The sequence below is a fragment of the Streptomyces sp. NPDC056987 genome, from assembly GCF_042673865.1.
Lineage (GTDB): Bacteria > Actinomycetota > Actinomycetes > Streptomycetales > Streptomycetaceae > Streptomyces.
Genome location: NZ_JBHURV010000002.1, coordinates 322,771 through 347,057, shown reverse-complemented (window position 1 = coordinate 347,057; position 24,287 = coordinate 322,771). Strand labels below are relative to the sequence as shown.

Here is a 24,287-nt window from a genome sequence, read left to right as displayed (position 1 = left end):
CGCCTCCGGGGTCTCCGCCGTGACCGTCACGCGGGCACCGCCTTCCGCCGTACGAGCGTGACCAGGAACGGCACCCCGATCAGCGCCGTCGTCACCCCCGCGGGAACCTCGCCCGGCGGGAATACGATCCGGCCGATGACATCGGAGACGAGCAGCATGACGGGCCCGATCAGCGCGGCCATCGGGAGCACCCAGCGGTGGTCGGTGCCGACCAGCGCGCGGGCGATGTGCGGAACGGCCAGCCCGATGAAGGCGATCGGCCCCGCCGCGGCGACCCCGACGCCCGTCAGGACGGTCGCGCCGACGCCGCCCAGGATCCGTACGGCCGCGACGTTCTGGCCCAGCCCCTTCGCGACGTCCTCGCCGAGCGCCAGCGCGTCCAGACCGCGCGCCACGGAGACCACCAGGACCGTGCCGACGAGCAGGAACGGCCAGACCTGACCGGCCACTTGGGCGTCCCGGCCGGCCAGCGCCCCCACCTGCCAGAAGCGGAACTCGTCCAGCGTCGCCGCGCTCGTCGTCAGCACCCCCATCGTCACCGACACCAGCAGCGCGTTGATCGCCGCGCCGCCCAGGGCGAGCTTGACGGGGGTCGCGCCGCCGCGCCCGCTGGAGGCGATCGCGTACACCGCGACCGACGCGATACCCGCGCCCGCGAACGCGAACCACACGTAGCCGGTGAGGGTGTGCACCCCGGCGAGGGCGATGGCCAGCACGACGCCCACCGAGGCGCCCTGGCTGATGCCGAGGATGCCGGGGTCGGCGATGGGGTTACGGGTGATGCCCTGGAGCGCCGTACCGGCGAGGGCGAGCGCCGCGCCGACCATCAGCCCGATCAGGGTGCGCGGCACGCGCAGCTGTCGGATGACCTCGGCGTCGTCACCGCGCCCACCGTGCAGCAGCGCGTCGACGACGGCGGAGGGCGGGACGGCCCGCGCCCCGACGGCGAGACTCAGCAGCACCGCGAGCAGTACGGCCACGACGCCGGCCGCCGTCCAGCCGACGCGGCGGACGACGAGCCCGCCCCTGGCGGTGCGGGGCGGGGTCGTCGGGACGACGGCGGCTGGCATCGGAACCCATCGGAGACGGAGGCGGAGACGGCGGAGCAGTTGGTAAGGCTTGGCTAAGTCTAAGCACCCGGATCAAGCCATCCCACGGGGCCGACCGGTCGCCGGGCCGCCCGGGCAGAATGGCGCTCATGGCACCCTCCACGACATCGATCACATCGACGGCACCAACGGCATCCACGGCATCGACGACACCGCGTACGGACCGGCCGGGGCCGGTGGTCGGCTTCGACCTCGACATGACCCTCATCGACTCCCGGCCCGGCATCCACGCCGTCTACCAGGCACTTTCCGCCGAGACCGGGGTGCACATCGACGCCGACCTCGCGGTCACCCGGCTCGGCCCGCCGCTCGACCAGGAACTGGCGCACTGGTTCCCGGCGGAGCGGATCGCGGAGATGGGCGACCGGTACAGGGAGATCTATCCCACATTCGCGATCGCCCCGACCACCGCACTTCCCGGCGCCCGCGAGGCCATAACCGCCGTCCAGGCGCTCGGCGGGCGGGCGATCATCGTCACCGCGAAGCACGAGCCGAACGCCAGGCTCCACCTCGGCCACCTCGGCATCGAGCCGGACGAGGTCATCGGCTGGCTGTGGGCGGAGGCCAAGGGCGAGGCGCTGCGCGAACACGGGGCGTCGGTGTACGTAGGGGACCACACCGGCGATGTGCGCGGGGCCCGTACGGCGGGGGCGCTCTCCGTGGCCGTACCGACGGGGCCGTGCGGCGAGGAGGAACTCCGTACGGCGGGCGCGGATGTCGTCCTGACGGACCTGACGGCGTTCCCGGCCTGGCTGGAGACGTATGCGAGCACCTTCGGCCGCTGACGGCGGCGTCCGGTGTCGGTGAGGATGAGGGCGACCGTCAGGCCCGGTCCCGGTCCCGGCGGCGCTGCGCGGCGACCGACCGGAGCACGCCCGCGCCGGCGACGGCGAACCCCACCCCCATCAGCATGGAGACGGCGTAGGCGATCGTCGGGAACGGATCCGAGCCGAGGAACAGCGGCGCGACCGTGACCAGTGTGGCCACGGCACCGACGATGAAGACGATCGCGCCGGCCCGCACCAGCCCGTCACCGGGCCCGGCTTCGTCGTTCGCGGACGCCGGCCGGTCTGTCGATCGGTCCACTGATCGGGGTACAGGAGTAGCAGTCACCTCACCAGGGTAGTTCCCTGCGGAAGGCAGCGGACAGGAACCGTCCGGCAACGTCTTGTCACCAGCCCCTGGGCCATTAGCCTTGGGTGTGGCGGGTCGACGACCCGCTGTAGTGCTATCCAGAGCCGTTTCGCGCGCGCCAGCGCCCCAACGAGTACAAGGACGAGGACAGACGTGCCTACCGGCAAGGTCAAGTGGTTCAACAGCGAGAAGGGCTTCGGCTTTCTCTCCCGCGACGACGGCGGCGACGTCTTCGTGCACTCATCGGTCCTCCCCGACGGCGTCGACGCCCTCAAGCCGGGCCAGCGCGTGGAGTTCGGGGTCGTCGCGGGTCAACGCGGTGACCAGGCGCTCTCCGTGAAGGTCCTCGACCCGGCGCCCTCGGTGGCGGCGGCGCAGCGCCGCAAGCCGGACGAACTGGCCTCGATCGTCCAGGATCTGACGACGCTGCTGGAGAACATCACCCCGATGCTGGAGCGCGGGCGCTACCCCGACAAGGTCCACGGCGCGAAGATCGCGGGCCTGCTCCGCGCGGTGGCGGACCAGTTGGACGTCTGACCCGCCGGCCCCTCCCGGCCCTTCCCGGCCTCTGCGCTCCGCGCTCAGCCGAAGTCCAGCGCACCCGCCGGGAGGGGCGGGACCAGGCCCTCGGCCGCCGCGCGGGTGAGGAGGCCGCGGATGGCGGCGTAGCCGTCCTCGCCGAGGTCCGCGGTGAACTCGTTGACGTACAGGCCGATGTGCTGGTCCGCGACCGCCGGATCCATCTCCTGGGCGTGCTCCTGGACGTACGGGCGCGACGCCTCCGGGTCGTCCCAGGCCATCCGGACCGACCGGCGGACCGAATCCGCCAGCAGCCGCAGCGTCTCCGTACCCAGGGAGCGCTTCGCGACGATCGCGCCCAGGGGGATCGGCAGGCCCGTCGTGGACTCCCAGTGCTCGCCCATGTCGGCGAGGCTGTGCAGCCCGTAGTTCCGGTACGTGAAGCGCGCCTCGTGGATGACGAGTCCGGCGTCCACCTTGCCCTCCCGTACGGCCGGCATGATCTCGTGGAAGGGCAGCACGACGATCTCGCCCACCCCGCCGGGCACCACGTCCGCCGCCCACAGCCGGAAGAGCAGATAGGCCGTCGAGCGCTCGCTCGGCACGGCGACGGTCTTCCCGGTCAGGTCGGTGCCCGGTTCCTTCGTGAGGACCAGGGGGCCGCAGCCGCGGCCGAGGGCGCCGCCGCAGGGCAGGAGGGTGAACTCGTCGAGGATCCAGGGCAGTACGGCGTACGAGACCTTCAGTACGTCGAACTCGCCGCGCTCCGCCATGCCGTTGGTGAGGTCGATGTCCGCGAACGTGACGTCCAGCTCCGGCGCCCCCGCCACCCGGCCGTGCGCCAGCGCGTCGAAGACGAACGTGTCGTTCGGGCACGGCGAGTACGCGATCCGCAGCGGCGCGGCGGCGGGAGACGAAGACGGGGACGGCTCGGAGGGCGTCATGACGGCTCCTCGAAAACGGGGGTGAGCAGGGTGAACGCGTGCCGCAGCGACTCCATCGCCCGGCCGATCCGCCACGACGCGCGGTCGCGCGGGCCGACGACGTTCGAGATCGCGCGGACCTCCGTACACGGTACGCCGTGGACCGCGGCGGCCTCCGCGACCCCGTACCCCTCCATCGCCTCCGCCGCGGCCCGCGGATGACGCGCGGTCAGCTCCGCCGCGCGCGCGGCGGTGCCCGTCGCGGTCGAGACGGTCAGGACGGGCGCGAGGAGCACCGGGACGGCCGGGTCGGTGCTCAGCACCGCCGCCATCCTGGCCGCCAGTTCCGCCGGAGGACGCCGTACGGAGCGGCCGAAGCCCAGCTCCTCGACGGCGGCGAACCCGTCGGGGGAGTCCGCGCCCAGATCGGCCGCGACCATCGAGTCCGCGACGACGAGCGAACCGACCGGGGCGTGCGGCAGGAAGCCGCCGCCGATCCCGGCCGAGACGACGAGGTGGTACGGAGGGTCGTACGGGGAGGACGCCAGCGCCGTCGCCGTGGCGACCGCGGCGGCCGTCGGGCCGACCCCGCCCGCCAGCACGTCCACCACCGGTATCTGCACGGAGCCGGGCCGCGGCGTGTACTGGGCGTGGCCCGCCATCTCGTACCCGCCGGTCAGCTCCCGTACGCCACTGGCCGCGTACCGGGCGAGCCCGGCGGCCACGGCCTCGGCCTCCGCCGCCACCGCTGTCACGACGAGTACACGCATGGCGGAACCTCTCGGACGGCTGCGGGGAGACGGGTCAGTGCGGGAGACGGCTCAGGACAGGACGGGAGAGGGCTCAGGAGCTCTTCTTGAACTCGAAGTGCCAGACGCCCGTCAGGCTCTTGCCCGTCGTCTCGACCACGCTGACCTGCGTCTCGTTGGTCGTCTGACCGGTCTGGCTGGAGAAGAACGCGCTGGCCGGGATGGACCGGTACGTCTTCTTGTACGGCTCCTGCTCGGCCGGCTGGCCGTTGATGAAGAGCGTCCAGCCGCGCTCCGCGATCTCCGGGTCGACGCCGAAGCGGATCTTGTCGTCCACGGCGACCGTGATCGTCTTCTCGGCCTTCTTGTTGAGGCAAGGCTGCATGTCCGCCTCCTTGATGGCCTTGCCGTCGTTGTAGCAGGCCGCCTCGGTGTTGACCGAGTCGCTGTTGACCGTCACGGTCGCGAGCGGCGTCGGCTTTTCACAGGCGGCGAGGACGAGGAGTCCGGCGGACACCGCGCCGAGCGCGACGCCGGCCCGGCGGTACCTACCAGAGAAGAACGCAACGGTCATGGGCCGAAGGCTATCGGTCGCCCCGGCTCACGCCACACGCGGGTGCGGCGAGCCGCGCCGCGCCCCGCTCAGCAGTCCCCGTACGGCCATGAGCGCCCCCAGCCCCACGATGCCCGCGGCCACGCCCATCCCCAGCACCCCGTTGAGCGGCAGCGCGATGCCGATCGCGCCGCCGACCACCCACGACATCTGGAGCAGCGTCTCGGAGCGCGCGAACGCGGACGTCCGCACCTCCTCCGGCACGTCGCGCTGGATCACCGCGTCCAGCGACAGCTTCGACAGCGCTTGCGAGAACCCGGCGATCGCGCAGAGCACCGCCATCATCAGCCCGCCGAAGAGCAGCGCCGCCAGGATCGCCGCGGAGAGGGCGATGGCCAGCATCGTCGCGATGATCAGCTCGGGGCCGCGTGCCTTGAGCCACGCGCCGACGGCCGTACCGAGCGCGTTCCCGGCGCCTGCCGCGACGCCCACGATGCCGAGGGAGACGGCGGCGCTCTGGCCGGCGAGCGGGTGTTCGCGCAGGAGGAAGGCGAGGAAGAAGGTCAGGAAGCCGGAGAGGGCGCGGTGCGAGGCGTTGGCCTGGAGTCCGTGGAGCACGGAGGGGCCGACCGTCCGCAGGCTGGGCCGCCGCTCCTTGCCGGCCCGGTCGCCCCCGCCGTGGGGGTGGGTGTGGGGGACGGGGACGAGCCGGGCCTTGCGCTCCCCCTTCGCCGAGTCCACCGTCGGCGGCAGCGTGAACGCCAGGACCGCACCGCCGAGGAAGATCACACAGGCCCCGTACAGCGGCCCGCGCGGCCCGATCATGTGCAGCCCGGCGGCGATCGGCGCCGCGACGCCGGTGGCCAGCAGACCGGCGAGCGTGACACGGGAGTTGGCGCGTACGAGCGAGAAGCGCGGCGGCAGCAGCCGGGGCACGACCGCGCTGCGGACGACCCCGTACGCCTTCGACGCGACCAGCACCCCGAGCGCCGCCGGATACAGCTCCAGGCTCCCGGTGATCACCGCGGTGGACATGACGATCGCGAGGACGGCACGGGTCAGCATGGCGGCGGCCATGGCGGCGCGGCGGCCGTGCGGAAGGCGGTCGAGGAGCGGGCCGATGACCGGGGCGAGCAGGGTGAAGGGCGCCATGGTGACGGCGAGGTACAGCGCGACCCGGCCGCGCGCCTCGTCGGTCGGCACGGAGAAGAAGACCGTCGAGGCGAGCGCGACGGTGATCATGACATCGCCCGCGCCGTTCACGGCGTGCAGCTCGATCAGCTTGCCGAGCCCGGACTCGCCCGCCCCGTGCGCGTGGGTCGCCTTCCGGATCCCGCGCGCCGCCGCGGTGAACGGCAGGCGCAGCGCTCGGCCGACCGCCCGCCCGGTCCTCCGGAGCGGACCGCCGGACGCGTGGGCGTCGGACGACCTTACGGCTGCCACCCCGTCATAGTGCCCCAAGGGCCCCAGGCGCGAACCGATCTCGCGCATGACGGGGCCGTGACGGTGCCATGACGGAGGAGTCGGCGGGGGTCATCCGTGGGCCGTGGGGCGTTCACCCGGTGGCGTCTGCCCCGGGCGGCCCGCCGCACACGTACACGGGTTCGCGCGACGCGGCACGCCGCACAGGTACGCGACACGTACGCGTACCCGCGGGCGGGATACGCGTACCCACGGGCGGGAGTCGGGATCCGGTCACCCCCGCGGTCTCCCCGCGGCCCGGTGCTCCCCGCGGCGCTCCGCCGCACGTCCCCGGCCGCGCCGCGCCCGTACCGTACGGTGGCGGGCCGACTCGCCCGGCCGGCCCCGAGGGCCCCTTCGCACGTCACCGTGGGGGTCCGCCGGGTTACGGGCTGGTTGCGGAGTGGCCCGAAGTACGGGAAAGACGACGCGCAGGTGGGCGGCGGGCGGCGGAGGGGGTAGCGTGCGTAGCGCGCCACCGGCGGTTGTTCTCGGCCGCGCGCCTCTTTGTCATCCCGCAGAATGGATGACAGTAGGCGTGCCCGAGGAGAGATCGGGCGTGGACGTCGATGCGGCCCTCTGGTCCGCTCCGCCCTCGGCTCGTACATCGCGATTCGGCCGGCGCACCCGTGAGACGGCGTAGGAGAGAAGCGAGACCTGTGAGTGCTGCGACGACGCGAAGCCGAATCCCTGACCGTCTGTGCGCCGAGGCGGTAGACCTCGCCCGGTCGGCTGCCGAGGAGGCCGCCGCGCCCGGGGTGGTCGGGGAACATGTCTCGGCGGTGGCTGACGGGGACAGGGTCGTCACCCACTTCTTCGAGTGCAAGGAGCCCGGCTACCGGGGCTGGCGCTGGGCGGTGACGGTCGCGCGCGCCTCCCGCGCGAAGATCGTCACGCTGGACGAAACGGTGCTGCTGCCCGGCCCGGACTCCCTCCTCGCCCCCGAGTGGGTGCCCTGGAGCGAGCGGCTGCGCCCCGGCGACATGGGCCCCGGCGATCTGCTGCCGACGGAGGCGGAGGATCTGCGCCTGGAGCCCGGCTACTCGGGCGAGGACATGCCGCCGCCGAACTCCGCCGTCGTACCGGAGGTGACCCCGCAGAACCTCGCGGACCTGGTCGAGGCGGAGGACGCGGCCGAGGTGGCCGCCGACGCCGTCGATACTGCCGATGCCGCCGGTGGACCGGCCGCTCCCGGCACCGATGGCGGGCCCGGCACCGTACCGGTGCGCGCCACGATCGCGGCGGTCGCGGAGGAGCTGGGCATGCGCCGGGCGCGGGTCCTCTCCCGCTACGGGCTGCACGTGGCGGCGGACCGCTGGGACGAGTCCTTCGGCGCGAAGACCCCCATGGCTCAGGCGGCCCCCGCGCCCTGCGTCTCCTGCGGCTTCCTGCTGCCGCTGGCGGGCTCGCTGCGCCAGGCGTTCGGCGTCTGCGCGAACGAGTTCTCCCCGGCGGACGGCCGCGTCGTCTCCCTGGCGTACGGCTGCGGCGGCCACTCGGAAGCGGCCGTCATGCCCAAGCCCCTGCGCCCGGCGCCGCCGGTCCTGGACTCGGTGGGCACGGACGCCTTCCCGCTCCGCCCGGCGAGGGACAGCGGCTCGGTCCTGACGGGCGCCGCGCCGGACGGCGACACGGAGGACCTGGGCCACTCGTAGGCGTGCGGGTGCGGGGCGAGGGCGGCCGATCCGACCCCGTACACACCCTTCCCGGCCCCCTCACCCCCCGCTGTCCACGCACTCATGGCTGTCCCCGCCGCTCCGGCACTGGTGCCCCGAGCGGCCGGGGTCCTCCGTGCCTCCCGTGTTCTCCGTGTTCTCTGCGCAGAGCACCCCGGCGCGGGTCGGGCAGGGCGGTGGCGGCGCCGGATGGGCGCGGTCGTACGCGTCGTTCCAGACGCCGAGGGTGACGAGCAGCGCGAACGCGGCGATACACAACTGGATGCCGCCCGCGTACGGGTGCGCGCTCCGCAGAAAGACCACGGCGACGGTCAGCGCGCCCAGCGTGAACGCCCCGCACCAGAGCGTCGGCACCCAGTCCATCGGGGGCACTTCGGGTACGTCCCCGGCCTTCCTCCCGACCGCCCCCGACCGCGCCCACTCACGCAGCCCGAGCTGGACGCCTGTCACCAGGGCGACGGGAATCTCCAGGATCAGCACGAGCGCGGCCACACAGCCCCCGCCGCCCGCGCCCCCGCCCCCGCTCGTCTCCGGCGGAAGCGGTGCACGGGAGCCAGGAGGGAAGGTCATGCCCGTACGTTCGTACGGAGCCTCCCCTTCCACGCCCGCGTACGCCGAACCGAGACCGGACCGCGGCCCGCCCGGTGCCCACCCCCGTACGGCTAGGGCGTCTCGTCGTCGGGCACCCAGCGCAGCACGGCGATGTTCGCGGGCGTGATACCGACGGCGGCGGCGAACTCGCCGACCGACAGGTTGCGTTCGGCGAGCTGGACGTCGAGGTCGATGATGATCGCCGTCAGACGACCTCGGCGATCTCGGTCTGCAGATCCGTCGCCTTGCGCAGCAGACCCCGCATGACGACGACGAGCATCGCGAACGCCGCCCCCACGCCGACGCACCCGGCCGCCGTGCCCAGGGCGCCGATGGCCTGCATGGTGTCGCCGTAGGGCGAGGGGATGTCGGCCACGGCCAGATGTCCGGTGACCCCGAGCGCCAGCAGCGTCGCCACGAGCGAGGACCCGATGATGACGTCGACCCACCGGAAGGCCCGCGGCGTGAAGATCGCATCCCGGCTGACCATGTCGAGCAGCATCCACGTGGCGACGAGCGCGATTTGGACGCAGACGACCCCGACGACGGCCACGGCCGCGTACGGCACGGCGAACGGCTCGTAAGGCGGGAAGCGGTCGACCTCGTCGGCCGCGGTCGTCGGGATGACCACGATCTGGCCGAAGAGACCGACCAGGATCGCCACGGCGATACCGACGCGGAGCGCGCCGATGAAGAGCTGATTCATGCATCGATCATCGATGGCTATCTATCGAAAGTCAATCGATCCGGGTGTCGCTGGGGGCGGGCCCGGCCAACCAACGCGCCACCGGGGCACCCCCATCGCGGCCCCACGGCACCCCCCGGGTAGCGCATCGGCGTGGGTGTCGGTCCTAGCCGTGCAGCTTCAGGCCCTTGACGATCTTGTCGATGACGTTGCGCGGGCCGTGGACCGCCAGGCCCACCAGGTCCAGGGCGTCCGCCGGGACCGCGCGGACCGCCGCCCGGTTGTCGTCGTCGTTGCCCGTGGCGAACATCTCCGCCGTGTAGAGGGCCGTGGGTACGGCGCGGGAGAGGGCGCGGGCGTGGCTGCGGGTCAGGGTGGGGGCGTCGGCGGTGAAGCAGAGGACCGGTTCGCGGAGCAGCGGGAGGTAGTCGTTGCCGGAGGCGTCCTCGTACCGCTTGCCCATGATGTCGTCCTGGGCGTGGGCGATGCCGCTGGCCAGGAAGGCCGTCACGTTCAGCTTCTGCCATACGGCGAGGTCCTCGCGGACGATGACGGCGATCTTGGTGTCGAACCGGAAGGGGGTCCCGGAGGGAACGGGCGTGCTCGTTGTCATACCCGCGAGTCTCGTCCAGTGGGTGGAACGCCGTCTTGAACGCTCGTGCGGCGCGGCAGACTGGGCGTATGAACAAGCAGGACGGACAGGACAGGCGGGATGAACGGGACGGCCAGGGCGGCCAGGGCGCCGGCCATGACGACTGGGCCCGTTACTGGCGTGACCCGCACCGGCCGCTGGAGGCCATGCACGCCCACTTCGTCCGCCATGTCTTCCACCTGCACAGCCACGACGCGTACTCCTTCGCCGTCACCGAGTCCGGCGCCCAGCGCTTCCGCTGCCGGGGCGGCGGGCACACCAGCAGCGCGGGGATGATCATGGCGTTCAACCCGGACGACCCGCATGACGGCGAGGCCGCCGAGGAGCTGGGCTTCACGTACCGGATCATGCACATCGGGCCCGAGGTCGTCCGGGACGTGCTCGACGACATCACCGGGGGCCGCGCCCGCATGCCGCTCTTCGACCGGCCCGTCGTCGACGACCCCGTGCTCGCCCGCGCGCTGCGCCGACTCCACCCCGCGCTCGTCGGCGGCGCCGATCCGCTCGTACGGGAGGAGCGGCTGACCGCCGCCGTGACGGCGATGGTGCGCCGCAACGCGTCGTCGCGTACGGGCTCCGCCGTGCCCCGCGAGCTGTCCGGCGGCGGGCAGACCGCCGCGGCCCACCGGGTGCGGGCGCTGCTGGACGAGGCGTACGAGCGTGAGCTGACCGCGCAGGACCTCGCGGACGCGGCCGGGTGCAGCCGGTTCGCCCTCTACCGGGCCTTCCGCGCCGTGTACGGGATGCCGCCCAGCGACTACCAGCGCCTCCTCCGGCTGCGCAAGGCCCGCACCCTCCTCGCCGCGGGCCGGTCGGCGGCCGACGCCGCCGCGCTCTCCGGCTTCGCCGACCAGGCACACTTCCACCGGTGGTTCGTCCGGTCGTTCGGTGTGACCCCCGGTGTCTTCGGACGGGCCGCCGGCGCACCCGCCTGAGGAGGGGGACGGGAGAGGGGTAGGAGGGAAGGGGGCGCACCGCCGTCAGGACGCGCCCCGCACCGCCACCGGGGCGCGCCGCGCGGTACGTTCTGTGCCCGTACGCGGAGACAGACAGAGCGCCGTACTCGACCAGAACAGAGCGGAGTCACAGCGTGAGCGTCAGGACGACCGAGGGGGCCGACCCGTTCGGGACGGCGCGGCTGCGGCGTGGGGTGCTGGACGCGTGGGGGGCCAGCCCCGCACGGTTCCGTGAGGATGCCAACGCCGAGGAGGACCTTGCCCTCGGCGGCTACCGGGACCGGCTCGTCGTCGAGCTGGCCCAGAACGCCGCCGACGCCGCCGCGCGCGCCGGGGTCGAGGGCCGGCTGCGGCTGACCCTGCGGCCCGCGACCGCCGACGGGCCCGCCGTGCTGGTGGCCGCCAACACCGGCGCGCCGCTCGACGCGACCGGCGTCGAGTCCCTGTCCACCCTGCGCGCCTCCGCCAAGCGCGAGGGGCACGAGAGCGCGGTGGGGCGGTTCGGTGTCGGCTTCGCCGCCGTGCTCGCGGTCAGCGACGAGCCCGCCGTCATCGGCCGGCACGGCGGTGTCCGCTGGTCCCTCGCCGAGGCCCGCGAGCTGGCCGGGATCACCGCGCAGGCCAGCCCCGGCCTCGGGGACGAACTGCGGCGCCGCGACGGCCATGTACCGCTGCTGCGGCTGCCGCTGCCCGCCGAGGGCACGGCACCCGACGGTTACGACACCGTCGTCATCCTGCCGCTGCGCGACGCCGCCGCGGCCGATCTCGTGGCGCGGCTGCTCGCCGGGATCGACGACGCGCTGCTGCTGACCCTCCCGGGCCTCGCCGAGGTCGTCGTCGAAACCCCCGACGGGGAACGGGTGTTGCGCCGTACGCAGGACGCGTCGTACGTCGTCGTGCACGACAGTGCGGGGCCGGGCGGCGTGCATCCGGGCGGCATGGGCTCCGGCAGCGTGGGCTCCGGCGAAGCCGACTCCGGTGGTGAGGCGCGCCGTTGGCGGGTGGTCAGCCACCACGGCGCCACCGGGGCCACCCTCCTCGAAGGGCGGCCCGTGGAGGAGCGGCTGCGCCCGCACTGGGCCGTCACCTGGGCCGTGCCCGTGGACGCCGAGGGCGCCCCGGCCCGGCCGCGTACCGCGCCGGTCGTGCACGCCCCGACCCCCACGGACGAACCCCTGGGCGTACCCGCCCTGTTGATCGCCACGCTGCCGCTGGACACCACCCGGCGCCACCCCGCGCCGGGACCGCTCACCGACTTCCTCGTCGCGCGCGCCGCCGACGCGTACGCCGAACTGCTCGCCGGCTGGCAGCCCAACTCCACCGGCCTGCTCGACCTCGTACCTGGCCCGCTCGGCAAGGGCGAGCTGGACGGGAGCCTGCGCGCCGCGATCCTGGAGCGGCTGCCGCGCATCGCCTTCCTGACCCCGGCGGCGCCGGCTGCCCCGGGGGACGAGCAGGAGGAGGGACCGACCGCGCTGCGGCCCTTCGAGGCGGAGGTCGTGGAGGGCGCGGGCGCGGACACCGTACAGGTGCTCGCCGAGGTGCTGCCCACCCTGCTGCCCGCCGGGCTCGAACGCCGCACGGAGCTGCGTACGCTCGGCGTCGGCCGGCTGCCCCTCGGTGACGCCATCGAGCGCATCGCGGGCGTCGAACGGCCGCCCGCCTGGTGGTACCGGCTGTACGAATCCCTCGCGGGCGTGGACGCCGACCGGCTCTCCGGGCTGCCCGTCCCGCTGGCGAACGGCCGTACGACGATCGGGCCGCGCCAGGTGCTGCTCCCGCTGCCCGGCGAGGACGGGGCCGCGTCCCCCGGTGCCACCGCCGACCTCGCGCGGCTCGGGCTGAAGGTCGCCCACCCCGAGGCCGCCCACCCCCTGCTGGAGAAGCTGGGCGCGCTCCCGGCCACGCCCCGCGCCGTCCTGACGACCCCTCAGGTACGGACGGCGGTCGCCGCGTCGCTCGACGCGGGCGAGGTGTGGGACGAGGACGCCACCACCCCGGACGCCGAGGAACTGGCCGAGCTGGTGCTGACCCTCGTACGGGACGCGGGACTTGAGGCGGGCGACGAACCCTGGCTGGGTGCCCTCGCGCTGACCGACGAGGACGGCGAGCTGGCACCGGCCGGTGAACTCGTGCTGCCGGGAAGCGCGTTCGCCTCCGTTCTGCGGGCTGACGAACTGGCCTTCTGTGACGCCGAGTTGGCGGAACGCTGGGGCGAGCAGCCGCTTGCCGCCTGTGGCGTCCTCGCCGACTTCGCCCTCGTGCGCGCCACGGATGTCGTCCTCGACCCCGACGAACTGGAGCCCAGGGAGGGCGACTTCGCCGAGCCCGACGACGCCGGGCTGCTCGACGCCGTCGACGTCTGGTGCGAGGACGTCCTGGACCGGCTGCCCGACACGCCCGTACCGCCGGTCGCCACGGAGATCGTGGCCGTACGCGACCTGGACCTGGTGGACGACGAGGCGTGGCCGCAGGCGCTGGCGCTGCTCGCCCGGCCGCCGCTGCGCGACGCGCTCACCCAGTCCGTACGGATCCTGCTGCCCGACGGGACCACGGAGAGCGTGCGTTCGTACACCGCGTGGTGGCTGCGCGACCACCCCGTGCTCGACGGGCGGCGCCCCGCGGGGCTGCGCTCCGCGGCCGGGGACCCGCTGCTCGCCGGGTTGTACGACGCGGTCGACGCGACCGGCTTCGACGACGCGCAGGTGCTGCGCGCCCTCGGCGTACGGACCTCCGTCGCCGCGCTGCTGGACGAGCCCGGCGGCGCGGCCGAGCTGCTGGGCCGGCTCGCGGACCCGGAGCGCGAGGTCGGCGCCGGACAACTGCACGCGCTCTACACCGCGTTGGCCGACCTCGATCCGGACCAGGTGACCCTGCCGGACGAACTGCGCGCCGTGGTCGACGGCGAGGTGCGGGTGGTCGACGCGGCGGACGCGGTGATCGCGGACGCCCCCGACCTGCTGCCCCTGGCGGGCGGGCTGCCGCTGCTGCCGGTCGCGCCGGCCCGCTCCGCCGAGCTGGCGGAGCTGCTCCAGGTGCGGCGGCTCAGCGAGACCGTCGTCGCCGAGGTGACCGGGGAGGCGGCGGCCGGCGGCGAGGAGCACGACGTCCCCGACGCGGTCCGCGCCCTGCTCGGCCCGGCCACGCCCGCCACGTACGTCGAGCACGAGGAACTGGTCGCGGGCGGCGTCGAGCTGGACTGGCGCCGTACCCCGGACGGGGTGCTGCACGCGGCGACGCTGGAGGGCGTGGCGGCGGGGCTCGCCTGGGCGGCGGGGCAGTGGCCGCGGCGCTTCGAGGTGGCGGCGCTGCTGGAGGACCTGTCGCGGACGGAGGAACTGGCCAGGGACCGCTGGTTCGACTGAGCCGGGAGGCGACCGACCGATCTGCCGGGCTGCGGACCCGTAACCGGTCCGCGGACCGGGCGTCGGGCCGGGGATAGGGCTGGGGATGGGCAATCGGTCCCGGGTCGGTGAATCGGCTGATTTTCGATCTTCGCAAAAAAGCCATGATTCCGTACAACTATTCACGTCCGTGCCCGGTCTGGTCTGTCGAGTCACCAGGCTCACAGACCAGATGGGCCCCGCCGTACGGACGACGCATCGCGGGGCCCCTTCTCCACTTGGGGAACGCATGCGTATTCGTGCCACTGTCGCCGCCGTCTCCGGCGCCCTGGCCCTGTCCGCTCTCGCCGTGCCGGCCTCCCAGGCCGCGCAGCCCGGCGGCGACCGCGGCGACCGCCCGTCCGCACCGGAGTACGGCTTCGCCGCCCAGCGCGGCGCCGCCGCCGCGCCGAAGGCCAAGTGGCTCACGGCCGCGGCGAAGGCCGCCGCGGCCCCGGTCATCACCAAGACCGTGGTGAACGGCGGCAAGCCGATCGTCGTCGGCACCACCGCCACCAAGAAGGTCACCGTCGCGATCACCGCGTCCCATGCCTCGGGCATCGCCGACGCCGGCACGCTCCTCTGGATCGGCAAGAGCCTCGATGACGACGACGCCTTCGGCTTCGGTCAGAACGAGGACAACGCCAAGTGCAAGGCGGCCAGTGCGACCACCTCGACCTGCACGCTGACCGTCACGGTCGACCCGCTCCTGCTGATCAACACGGACGCCACGTACTGGAACGTGGGCGCCGCCGTGCTGGCCAAGGACGGTTCGGACGCCTACAACGACAAGTACACCAAGATCCGTTTCCAGCGGCTCTCCAAGCTCACCGTCAACGCCTCCCCGGAGCCCGTGAAGAAGGGCAAGACCCTCACGGTCACCGGCAAGCTGTCGCGCGCCAACTGGGAGACCGGCACCTACAAGGGCTACGCCACGCAGACGGTGAAGCTCCAGTTCCGTAAGAAGGACAGCAAGACCTACACCGACGTCAAGACGGTCAAGACCTCCGGCACCGGCACGCTGAAGACCACCACGACCAAGACCACGGCCGCCGGCTACTGGCGCTGGAGCTTCGCCGGTACGGCCTCGACCCCCGCGGTCAACGCCACCGGTGACTACGTCGCCGTGAAGTAGTTCCCGTCGACAGGAAGGGGTCCGGCAACCGCCGGGCCCCTTCGGTCACTACTGCCGTCCGTGTTGCCTTCACCGTTGCCTCCAAGGGCATCCGAGGGCATCCACCGGCACGGACGGACAGTGTTGCTAGCCCCCCTGAGAACAGGGGGCACAGACGCATGGATTGCGGCAGCGGGCGTTTCTAGTGTTTGTCACGTCGTCGAACGTGACGGCCAGTACCCCCCGTTGGAGGAAGCCGTGACCCGCAAGAAGACCAGGACATCCGCCGCACTGGCGCTCTGTTTCGCCGTGGCAGGTGTGGGGCTCGTCGGCTGCGAGGACCCGACGACGGGCGCGAAGCCGGAGGCGGGATCGTCCTCCGGTGCCTCCGCGACCGGCGAGGCCCCGCTCACCGGGACCGAGAAGATCAAGGTCGGGAAGCACTCGGTGAACGTCTCCTGCACCGGCAACCAGGCCGGTGACCGGCCCGTCGTCGTCCTGCTGCACGGCGGGGGCGACGACCTGACGAAGATGGCCGACTTCCAGAAGACGCTGAGCGCCGACGGCCGGGTCTGCTCGTACGACCGGCTCGGCGCGGGCGCCAGCGACAAGCCGGACGGCCCCCAGGACTACGACGACATCGGCAAGATCCTGACCGGCGTGCTCGACCGGGTCGCCGGGGACGGGCCGGCCGTCCTGGCCGGGCACTCCATGGGCGGGCTGATCGCCGCCAGGTACGCCCCCGACCACCAGGACCGGGTCAAGGGCCTGGTCCTGCTGGACAGTACCTCTCCCACCGCTGTCGGCGACCTCACCAAGCGGATCCCCGAGTCCGCCACCGGTCCGGCCGGCGAGCTGCGCGCCCAGACCCTCGGGGTGTTCGCGGGGGAGAACCCGGAACAGCTCGTCTTCACCGACGGGAAGGTCCGCTCCGCGGGTGACATCCCGGTACGGGTGATCCAGCACGGGGTGCAGTACCTCGCGGAGGTTCCCGAGTACGGACCGGGCCTCGAAGAGGACTGGACCAAGGGCCAGAAGGCGTGGCTGGGGCTGTCCACCAACAGCGAGCTGAGCACCGCCGAGAAGAGCGGCCACTACATCTACCTTGAGGCCCCCAAGGTCGCCGCCGACGCCGTCAAGGAGGTCGCCTCACAGGCCACCGCCTGACGGGCGACAGCCTGACGGGTGACAGCCTGACGGGTGACCGTCTCACGGGCTCACGGGTGGCCGCCGAGCCAGGTCAGCTCCGCTGTCCGGGCCCGGCGGCCGACGCGTCGGGCGTACGTGCCAGGCGTCGGCCGAGTGCGAACCTGGCCACGGGAGCGCGGCCCTAGCCACGGGAGGCCGGGGCCTGTGCCGGGAACCTGCGCCCCACCCACCGCCAGCACAGCTCCAGCGCCACCGACGCCGCCACCGCGATCCCCACCGCGGCCCACGGCACCGCCGTACCCACCAGCTTCAGCGCGAAGAAGTGCTGAAGCGCCGGTACCGCCAGCACCACCAGGAACGCCACCCCCATCGACACCACGAGGCAGATCCGCCACCACGTGTACGGGCGCGCCACGATCGCCAGCACCCACATGGAGACCAGGAAGAGCGTGAGCGTCGCCGCGCTCGTCTCCGCGCCGAGCGAGTCGGGACCGGCGTAGACGTGCCGGGCCAGCAGGTACGTGGTGAACGTGGCGAGGGCCGCGATGACGCCGGAGGGTACGGCGTACCGCATCACCCGGCGCACGAAGTTCGGCTGGGCGCGCTCCTTGTTCGGGGCCAGCGCCAGGAAGAAGGCGGGGATGCCGATCGTCAGTGTCGAGAGCAGGGTGAGATGGCGCGGCAGGAACGGGTACTCGACCTGGAAGCACGCCACCAGGATCGCCAGCAGCACCGAGTAGACGGTCTTCGTGAGGAAGAGCGTCGCCACCCGGGTGATGTTGCCGATGACCCGGCGGCCCTCCGCCACCACCGACGGCAGCGTCGCGAAGCTGTTGTTCAGCAGCACGATCTGGGCGACGGCCCGGGTCGCCTCCGAGCCCGAGCCCATCGAGACGCCGATGTCCGCGTCCTTCAGCGCCAGGACGTCGTTGACGCCGTCCCCGGTCATCGCGACCGTGTGCCCGCGTGACTGGAGCGCGCCGACCATCTCGCGTTTCTGCTGCGGGGTGACCCGGCCGAAGACCGCCCCGGCGACGAGGGCGTCGGCCATCGGCTCCCGCTCGGCGGGGAGGTGCCGGGCGTCGACGGTCTGCTCGGCGCCCGACAGGCCGAGCTTTCCGGCCACCGCGCCGACCGAGACCGCGTTGTCGCCCGAGATGACCTTGGCGGAGACGTCCTGGTCGGCGAAGTACGCGAGGGTCTCGGCGGCGTCCGGCCGCAGCCGCTGCTCCAGGACGACGAGGGCGGTCGCCTCGGCGCCGGACGCGGCTTCGGGGGAGTCGAGCGCGTGGCCGCCGGGGCGCCCGTCGCCCGTACCGGCGCGGGCGAGCAGCAGGACGCGCAGGCCCTGCCGGTTGAGGTGGTCGACCTCGGCGAGGGCCGGATCGCCCGTGGGCAGCAGTACGTCGGGCGCGCCGAGCAGCCAGCGGGAGGGCCGGCCACCGGCGGGCCCTCCGCCGTTCTCCCCGCCCGCTCCGTTCTCCTCGAACGCGGCGCCGCTGTACTTCCGTACGGACGAGAAGGGCAGCGCCGCCGTCACCGGCCACTGTCCGCGCTCACTCTGATAGGCGTCGATGATGGCCTGGAGGCTGGCGTTGGGGCGCGGGTCGGACTCCCCGATCGCGCCGAGCACCTTCCGTACGTACGCCGGGTCCGCGCCCCCGAGCGGGCGCAGCTCGCTGACGTCCATGCCGCCCTCGGTGAGGGTGCCCGTCTTGTCGAGGCAGACGACATCGACCCGTGCCAGCCCCTCGATGGCGGGCAGTTCCTGGACGAGGACCTTGAGCCGGCCGAGCCGGATGACCCCGATCGCGAAGGCGACGGAGGTCAGCAGCACCAGGCCCTCGGGGATCATCGGGACGATCCCGCCGACCGTTCTGGCGATGGAGTTCTTGAAGTCGTTCTGCTTGACGACGAGCTGGCTGAGGATGAGCCCGATCGCGGTCGGGATCATCATCCAGGTGACGTACTTGAGGATCGTGCTGATGCCGTTGCGGAGTTCGGAGTCGACCAGCGTGAAGCGGGACGCCTCCTCGGCGAGCTGCGCGGCGTAGGCGTCGCGTCCCACCTTCGTCGCCTGGAAGGCGCCCCCGCCGACGACCACGAAGCTGCCGGACATCACGGGGTCGCCGGGACGTTTCAGCACCGGGTCCGCCTCGCCGGTGAGCAGCGACTCGTCGATTTCGAGGCTGTCGGCCTCGGCCACCACGCCGTCGACCACGACCTTGTCGCCGGGGCCCAGCTCGATGAGGTCCCCGAGGACGATCTCGGAGGTGGAGATCTCGGCGGGGACGCCGTCCCGCCGGACGGTGGGTCTGGCCTCACCGATGACCGCGAGGCCGTCGAGGGTCTTCTTGGCGCGCAGTTCCTGGATGATGCCGATACCGGTGTTGGCGATGATCACGAAGCCGAACAGGGTGTCCTGGATCGGCGCGACGAAGAACATGATCACCCAGAGCACGCCGATGATCGCGTTGAACCGGGTGAAGACGTTGGCGCGGATGATCTCGGTGGTGGACCGGCTGCTGCGGACGGGTACGTCGTTGACCTCCCCGCGCGCCACGTGCGCCGCCACCTCGGCGGCGGTCAGCCCGGTGCCCCGGCCGGCGGGCCGGGGCCGGGGCGGCTTCATGGGGTGTACGGGGTCCAGCTCGGCGCCCGCGTCGATGGCGGGCCCGGCGGGGGAGCCGGGACCGGCGGGGGAGCCGGGACCGGCGGGGGCCGGGCCATGAGATCCGCGGCCGTGCGGCTCCGGGCCGGGGGGCTCCGGTCCGTCGGTGTTGATCTTCGCCCGCTGCGTCATGTTCCGACCGTACGGTCACCAGGGCCCGTTCACCCGCCGGCGAGGGCGAAGATCCGACCCCGGGACGACGGTTCGGGCGCGGAATCGTCCCTGGGCAGTACGGCCGGGTGGGGGCGGTAGGGGCTCAGGTCCCGTCAGGGCCGGACGTCTCCGTCCCGGACCCGTCCCTCCCGGACCCGTCCTTCCCCTTCGCCGCTTCGGCGGTCGCCGCCGCGCGCTTGAGCGCCGCGTCGCGGCCCCGTACGTACCAGATCCCGATGAGCCCGAGTCCGGCGCCGGCGAGGCAGGTCCAGATCCACCAGGCGTGCCCGTGGTCGCTGTACCAGCCGTAGAAGGGGAGCTGGACGAGGAAGAGGACGAACCAGATGATCGTGCCACCCGTGACGGTGCCGACGACCGGCCCCTCCAAAGGCTCGGGAGCGGCGCGCTGGGGCATAGAACCGGTCATGGGGTCAGTGTAGGCGGGACGGGGGTCTACGCGCGGAGATAGCGATCTTCACTTGATCTGTTCATACTGAAACGGTTTCTGGATGTCTTGTTTTGTTCGTTTGAACATCCAATAGAAATCCAATGAACATACAAGTCTGATCGAGTTCCGCCACCACTCCAGTCCGCCACGTCAGTCCACGACCACTCCAGTCACCACTCCAGTCCGGGGCACCCTTCCCCGTATGACGTCTGAGGTTCCGCATGCCCTCCTCGGCCACCGCTCCGGTCGGTTCCGACGCCCAGCCGCCGACTCCCGGGCAGCCGTCCGGCGGGCTCGACGGTTTCTTCAAGATCTCGAAGCGTGGCTCCACGGTCGGCCGTGAGATACGGGGCGGCTTCGCCACCTTCTTCGCGATGGCCTACATCATCGTGCTGAACCCGATCATCCTCGGCAGCGCGAAGGACATGTACGGGCACCAGCTCGACAACGGTCAGCTCGTCACCGCGACCGTCGTGACCGCGGCCTTCTCCACGCTCCTGATGGGTGTCATCGGCAACGTGCCGATCGCCCTCGCCGCCGGCCTCGGCGTCAACACCGTGGTCGCGCTGCAGCTCGCGCCCCGGATGAGCTGGCCGGACGCGATGGGCATGGTCGTGCTCGCGGGTCTGCTGGTGATGGTGCTCGTGGCCACCGGCCTGCGCGAGCGCGTGATGAGCGCCGTACCGCTGGGGCTGCGCAAGGGCATCGCGATCGGTATCGGCCTCTTCATCATGCTGATCGGACTGGTCGACTCCGGATTCGTCTCCCGTATCCCGGACGTCGCGCAGACCACCGTGCCGCTCCAGCTCGGCTCCAACGGGCATCTGCACGGCTGGCCGGTCCTGGTCTTCGCCCTCGGTGTGCTGCTCACCCTCACGCTGATCATCCGTAAGGTGCCGGGCGCGATCCTGATCTCCATCGTCGCGATGACGGTGCTCGCGATGATCATCGACGCGGTCGCCAAGGTGCCGAGCTGGGGCCTCACCGCCCCGAAGTGGCCTGGCAACCCGGTCGCGAGCCCGGACTTCGGGCTGATCGGGAACGTCAGCCTCTTCGGCGGCTTCGAGAAGGTCGGCATCCTCACCGGGGTGCTGTTCGTCTTCACCGTGCTGCTCTCGTGCTTCTTCGACGCGATGGGCACGATCCTCGGCGTCGGCGACGAGGCCAAGCTGATGGACAAGGACGGCAACCTCCCCGGGATCAACCGGGTCCTCTTCGTCGACGGCATCGCGGTCGCCGCGGGCGGCGCCGGCTCGGCCTCGGCCAACACCTGTTACGTGGAGTCCACCGCGGGCGTCGGGGAGGGCGCCAGGACGGGGCTGGCCTCGGTCGTGACGGGCCTGCTCTTCACGGTGGCGCTGTTCCTCACCCCGCTGGCGACGATGGTCCCCTCCCAGGCGGCGACGCCCGCGCTGATCGCGGTGGGCTTCCTGATCCTGGCCGGTTCCGTACGCGACATCGACTGGAGCGACTTCACCATCGCCGTGCCCGCCTTCCTGGCCATGGTGATGATGCCGTTCACGTACTCGATCACCAACGGCATCGGCATCGGGTTCGTCACCTTCAGCGTGCTGCGCCTGGCGGCCGGGCGGGGCCGCGAGGTGCCGGCGGCGCTGTACGCCGTCTCGGCGGTCTTCGTCTTCTACTACGCGATGCCGGCGCTGGGCCTGACCTGAGCCGTGCTGCGGGGGCCGGGGCCGGGGCCGGGCCGGCCCGGCTACTGCACGCCGTAGAACCGCTCCGTCTCGTCGACGGCCGCTTTGAAGCGCTCGTCGAAGTCGTCACGAATGAGCGTCCGGGTCACATAGTCCTGGACGCTCATTCCCCGTTTGGCGGCATGGTGACGGAGCCGTTCGAGCAGCTCACCGTCTATGCGCAGGCTGAGCACTGTCGATCCCATGCGCACCAGGGTCGGGGGAACGTGCGCTGCGGCGAGTCGCTTTCCGTGCCAGTCTCACTCGTACGAGTGATGTAGCCACCTGGTGGAGAGGTGGGGCAGAGGTGTGGCACGCCAGTGGTATTTAGCTTGGGTAATGAGTTACCCTAAATACATGCCTGACCTGCCCCACGGTGACGACAACGAGAACGACGCCGCCGTGAACGCCCTCCGCTCCGCCGTCATGCGGCTGGGCCGGCGTCTGAAGCACCAACGTGTGGACGAGTCGCTGTCCCCGACCGAGATGTCGGTCCTGGGCACCCTCGCCCGCTGTGGCTCGGCCACCCCTGGCGAGCTGGCCCGTAAGGAACACGTGCAGCCGCCGTCGATGACCCGCATCGTGGCGCTGCTGGAGGCGAAAGGTCTCGTCAGGCTTGAGCCGCATCCCGACGACCGTCGGCAGAAGGTGGTCAGCCAGACCGAGCGGGCGGAGGCGATGCTCGAAGAGAGCCGCCGCAAACGCAACGTCTGGCTGGCGACCCTCGCCGAGGGCCTGGACGAGGACGAGTGGGCGAAGCTGCGCGCTGCCGCTCCCGTGCTGGAGAAGCTCGCCCATTTGTAGACCGCGCGCCGTAAGGAGGCGAACCCCCATTGAGTACGGGATCCGGAGCAGACTCCGCCCCCGCACCGAAATCCGCCCACGACAGCACCACCCGCTTCACCCGCGTCACCCTTGAAGCGGACGACCCCGACTCCACGGGCTGTACGAACGGCACCCGCCGTACCGACGACATTGGTCGTACCGACGACGCCGGCCGCACCGACTCCATAGGCGCTTCCATAGGCGCCGACCTCACAGGCAACGACCCCGCAGGCACCGATCCCGTAGGCAGCGGCCTCATAGCCGCCGATGCCGCAGGCACCGACCCCGCGAGCGTCGACGCCGCAGGCATCGTCCCCACGGCCGCCGTCCCCGCAGGCATCGTCCCCACGGCCGCCGTCCCCGCAGGCACCGTCCCCACAGGCACCGACTCCGCAGGCACCGGTCCCACAGACACCGCCTCCGCAGGCACCGACTCCGTCGAGAAGGAGCCGGCCACCGGCGGCACCTTCTCCTCGCTGAAGATCCGCAACTACCGCTTGTTCGCGACGGGCGCCGTCGTCTCCAACATCGGTACGTGGATGTCCCGCGTCACCCAGGACTGGCTGGTCCTGAGCCTCACCGGCTCCTCCGCCGCCGTCGGCATCACGACGGCCCTCCAGTTCCTGCCGATGCTGCTCTTCGGCCTCTACGGCGGCGTCATCGCCGACCGCTACCCGAAGCGGCTGCTCCTCCTCTTCACCCAGGCCGCGCTCGGCCTGTGCGGCCTCTCCCTCGCCGTCCTGACGCTCTCCGGACAGGTCCAGGTCTGGCACGTCTACCTGCTCGCGTTCCTGCTCGGCATGGTCACGGTCGTCGACAACCCGACCCGCCAGTCCTTCGTCTCCGAGATGGTCGGCCCGGACCGGCTGCGCAACGCGGTCAGCCTCAACTCGGCCAACTTCCAGTCCGCCCGGCTGATCGGCCCCGCGGTCGCCGGTGTGCTGATCACCACCGTGGGCAGTGGCTGGGCGTTCATGCTGAACGGCCTCTCCTTCCTGGCCCCGCTCGTCGGACTGCTGCTGATGCGCCCGCACGAGCTGCACAGATCCGTCCGCGTACCGCGCGCGAAGGGTCAGCTCAGAGAAGGGCTCCGCTATGTGCGCGGCCGTCCCGACCTGATCTGGCCGATCGTCCTCATCGGCTTCATCGGTACGTTCGGCTTCAACTTCCCGATCTGGCTGACGGCGTTCGCGCACGAGGTCTACGAGGGCGGAGCCGGGCTCTATGCCTTCTTCAACATCCTGATGGCCGCGGGCTCCCTGGCCGGTGCCCTGCTCGCCGCCCGCCGCCGCTCCAGCCGGATCCGGCTGCTCATCCTGGCGGCGATGGCCTTCGGCCTGCTGGAGATCGCGGTCTCCTTCTCGCCGTCGGTCTGGCTGTTCTCGCTGCTGCTCCTGCCGATCGGCATGATCGGCATGACGACGAACATCAGCGCCAACACGAGCGTGCAGATGGCCGCGGACCCGGAGATGAGAGGCCGCGTTCTGAGCCTCTACATGATGGTCTTCGTCGGCGGCACCCCCATAGGCGGCCCGCTCCTCGGCTGGGTCACCGACACGTACGGCGCCCGCGTCGGCTTCGCCACGGGCGGCGTGGTCTCCCTCCTCGCGGCCGCGGGGATCGGCCTGGTCCTCACCCGGGTGGCCGGGGTACGGCTCCGGCTCGACCTGCGCGGCGGACGGCCGCACATGGAGTTCGTACCGAAGAAGGAGCGCGAACAGCTCGCGACGGCCGCGTGAGCGACGGCGGTGGGGGCGGGGGGGGGCCGCCCGGCCGCGGGGGGGCCCCCCGCCGACGCGTCGTACGAGGCCCAGGAGCAGGAGACCGGGCTGCTGCTGACGC

22 protein-coding genes and 1 pseudogene are annotated in these 24,287 nt (G+C 72.2%); 10 read left to right on the top strand and 13 right to left on the bottom strand.

Annotated features, from left to right (window positions below; translation table 11 throughout):
• Positions 1-26: 26 nt before the first annotated feature.
• Positions 27-1,070 carry a FecCD family ABC transporter permease gene (locus tag ACFTZC_RS03865; protein ID WP_382886536.1) on the bottom strand — a complete coding sequence of 348 codons (1,044 nt, stop codon included), beginning with the start codon at positions 1,068-1,070 and terminating at the stop codon, positions 27-29.
• 128 nt (positions 1,071-1,198) lie between these two features.
• Here ACFTZC_RS03865 and ACFTZC_RS03860 point away from each other — a divergent pair, with 128 nt between their 5' ends.
• Positions 1,199-1,894: an HAD family hydrolase gene (locus ACFTZC_RS03860; protein ID WP_382886534.1), complete on the top strand. Its 696-nt coding sequence runs from the start codon at positions 1,199-1,201 to the stop codon at positions 1,892-1,894.
• A 37-nt stretch (positions 1,895-1,931) separates the two neighbouring features.
• Here ACFTZC_RS03860 and ACFTZC_RS03855 read toward each other — a convergent pair whose 3' ends face one another.
• Positions 1,932-2,195: a hypothetical protein gene (locus ACFTZC_RS03855; RefSeq protein ID WP_382886532.1), complete on the bottom strand. Its 264-nt coding sequence runs from the start codon at positions 2,193-2,195 to the stop codon at positions 1,932-1,934.
• A 201-nt stretch (positions 2,196-2,396) separates the two neighbouring features.
• On the opposite strand from ACFTZC_RS03855, the gene ACFTZC_RS03850 reads away from it, so the two are divergent.
• Entirely contained in the window at positions 2,397-2,780 is a 384-nt protein-coding gene (locus ACFTZC_RS03850; protein WP_365815188.1) for a cold-shock protein, read from the top strand.
• 44 nt (positions 2,781-2,824) lie between these two features.
• On the opposite strand, the gene ACFTZC_RS03845 is transcribed toward ACFTZC_RS03850, so the two are convergent.
• From ACFTZC_RS03845 to ACFTZC_RS03830, 4 genes are all read right to left on the bottom strand, one after another.
• Entirely contained in the window at positions 2,825-3,706 is an 882-nt protein-coding gene (locus tag ACFTZC_RS03845) for a 1,4-dihydroxy-6-naphthoate synthase (RefSeq protein ID WP_382886530.1), read from the bottom strand.
• Positions 3,703-4,455: a futalosine hydrolase gene (locus tag ACFTZC_RS03840; protein ID WP_382886528.1), complete on the bottom strand. Its 753-nt coding sequence runs from the start codon at positions 4,453-4,455 to the stop codon at positions 3,703-3,705. The genes ACFTZC_RS03845 and ACFTZC_RS03840 overlap by 4 nt, the downstream gene beginning before the upstream one ends.
• Positions 4,456-4,528: 73 nt before the next feature.
• Positions 4,529-5,008 (bottom strand): DUF2771 domain-containing protein, encoded by a 480-nt coding sequence (locus ACFTZC_RS03835; RefSeq protein WP_382886526.1) that lies wholly within the window; start codon positions 5,006-5,008, stop codon positions 4,529-4,531.
• A 27-nt stretch (positions 5,009-5,035) separates the two neighbouring features.
• Positions 5,036-6,478: an MFS transporter gene (locus ACFTZC_RS03830; RefSeq protein ID WP_382886524.1), complete on the bottom strand. Its 1,443-nt coding sequence runs from the start codon at positions 6,476-6,478 to the stop codon at positions 5,036-5,038.
• Between the two features lie 629 nt (positions 6,479-7,107).
• Between ACFTZC_RS03830 and ACFTZC_RS03825 the strand changes: the two genes are divergently transcribed.
• Positions 7,108-8,103: a DUF3027 domain-containing protein gene (locus ACFTZC_RS03825; RefSeq protein ID WP_382886522.1), complete on the top strand. Its 996-nt coding sequence runs from the start codon at positions 7,108-7,110 to the stop codon at positions 8,101-8,103.
• 60 nt (positions 8,104-8,163) lie between these two features.
• Here the strand turns inward: ACFTZC_RS03825 and ACFTZC_RS03820 are convergent, their stop codons facing one another.
• From ACFTZC_RS03820 to ACFTZC_RS03805, 4 genes and pseudogenes are all read right to left on the bottom strand, one after another.
• On the bottom strand, positions 8,164-8,694 hold the full coding sequence (locus ACFTZC_RS03820; protein WP_382886520.1) for a DUF6234 family protein: 531 nt from the start codon (positions 8,692-8,694) through the stop codon (positions 8,164-8,166).
• Between the two features lie 119 nt (positions 8,695-8,813).
• Positions 8,814-8,924, bottom strand: a pseudogene (locus ACFTZC_RS03815) (helix-turn-helix domain-containing protein); the annotation flags it as partial.
• On the bottom strand, positions 8,921-9,421 hold the full coding sequence (locus ACFTZC_RS03810) for a DUF2975 domain-containing protein (protein WP_382886518.1): 501 nt from the start codon (positions 9,419-9,421) through the stop codon (positions 8,921-8,923). The pseudogene ACFTZC_RS03815 and the gene ACFTZC_RS03810, both read right to left, overlap by 4 nt.
• A gap of 145 nt (positions 9,422-9,566) precedes the next feature.
• Positions 9,567-10,013 carry a DUF2000 family protein gene (locus tag ACFTZC_RS03805; RefSeq protein WP_382886516.1) on the bottom strand — a complete coding sequence of 149 codons (447 nt, stop codon included), beginning with the start codon at positions 10,011-10,013 and terminating at the stop codon, positions 9,567-9,569.
• A gap of 185 nt (positions 10,014-10,198) precedes the next feature.
• Between ACFTZC_RS03805 and ACFTZC_RS03800 the strand changes: the two genes are divergently transcribed.
• The 4 genes from ACFTZC_RS03800 (at position 10,199) to ACFTZC_RS03785 (ending at position 16,672) form a co-directional block, all read left to right on the top strand.
• A complete protein-coding gene (locus tag ACFTZC_RS03800; protein WP_382886743.1) occupies positions 10,199-10,987 on the top strand; it encodes an AraC family transcriptional regulator in 789 nt (262 codons plus the stop codon).
• 155 nt (positions 10,988-11,142) lie between these two features.
• Positions 11,143-14,373, top strand: coding sequence for a sacsin N-terminal ATP-binding-like domain-containing protein (locus ACFTZC_RS03795; RefSeq protein WP_382886514.1), 3,231 nt, complete (start codon positions 11,143-11,145; stop codon positions 14,371-14,373).
• Between the two features lie 268 nt (positions 14,374-14,641).
• Positions 14,642-15,526 (top strand): DUF5707 domain-containing protein, encoded by an 885-nt coding sequence (locus tag ACFTZC_RS03790; RefSeq protein WP_382886512.1) that lies wholly within the window; start codon positions 14,642-14,644, stop codon positions 15,524-15,526.
• 237 nt (positions 15,527-15,763) lie between these two features.
• The gene (locus ACFTZC_RS03785) at positions 15,764-16,672 is read left to right on the top strand and encodes an alpha/beta fold hydrolase (protein WP_382886511.1); all 909 of its coding nucleotides are present in this window, start codon (positions 15,764-15,766) and stop codon (positions 16,670-16,672) included.
• Positions 16,673-16,835: 163 nt separating this feature from the next.
• Here ACFTZC_RS03785 and ACFTZC_RS03780 read toward each other — a convergent pair whose 3' ends face one another.
• Positions 16,836-19,457 (bottom strand): cation-translocating P-type ATPase, encoded by a 2,622-nt coding sequence (locus tag ACFTZC_RS03780; RefSeq protein ID WP_382886509.1) that lies wholly within the window; start codon positions 19,455-19,457, stop codon positions 16,836-16,838.
• A gap of 124 nt (positions 19,458-19,581) precedes the next feature.
• The gene (locus tag ACFTZC_RS03775; RefSeq protein WP_382886507.1) at positions 19,582-19,905 is read right to left on the bottom strand and encodes a DUF2530 domain-containing protein; all 324 of its coding nucleotides are present in this window, start codon (positions 19,903-19,905) and stop codon (positions 19,582-19,584) included.
• A 242-nt stretch (positions 19,906-20,147) separates the two neighbouring features.
• On the opposite strand from ACFTZC_RS03775, the gene ACFTZC_RS03770 reads away from it, so the two are divergent.
• The gene (locus ACFTZC_RS03770; RefSeq protein WP_382886505.1) at positions 20,148-21,602 is read left to right on the top strand and encodes an NCS2 family permease; all 1,455 of its coding nucleotides are present in this window, start codon (positions 20,148-20,150) and stop codon (positions 21,600-21,602) included.
• 41 nt (positions 21,603-21,643) lie between these two features.
• Here the strand turns inward: ACFTZC_RS03770 and ACFTZC_RS03765 are convergent, their stop codons facing one another.
• Positions 21,644-21,826, bottom strand: a complete 183-nt coding sequence (locus ACFTZC_RS03765; protein ID WP_365810157.1) for a ribbon-helix-helix protein, CopG family — start codon at positions 21,824-21,826, stop codon at positions 21,644-21,646.
• Positions 21,827-21,977: 151 nt separating this feature from the next.
• On the opposite strand from ACFTZC_RS03765, the gene ACFTZC_RS03760 reads away from it, so the two are divergent.
• Positions 21,978-22,424 carry a MarR family winged helix-turn-helix transcriptional regulator gene (locus ACFTZC_RS03760; protein ID WP_382886504.1) on the top strand — a complete coding sequence of 149 codons (447 nt, stop codon included), beginning with the start codon at positions 21,978-21,980 and terminating at the stop codon, positions 22,422-22,424.
• A 359-nt stretch (positions 22,425-22,783) separates the two neighbouring features.
• Positions 22,784-24,184 (top strand): MFS transporter, encoded by a 1,401-nt coding sequence (locus ACFTZC_RS03755; protein ID WP_382886741.1) that lies wholly within the window; start codon positions 22,784-22,786, stop codon positions 24,182-24,184.
• Positions 24,185-24,287: the final 103 nt, after the last annotated feature.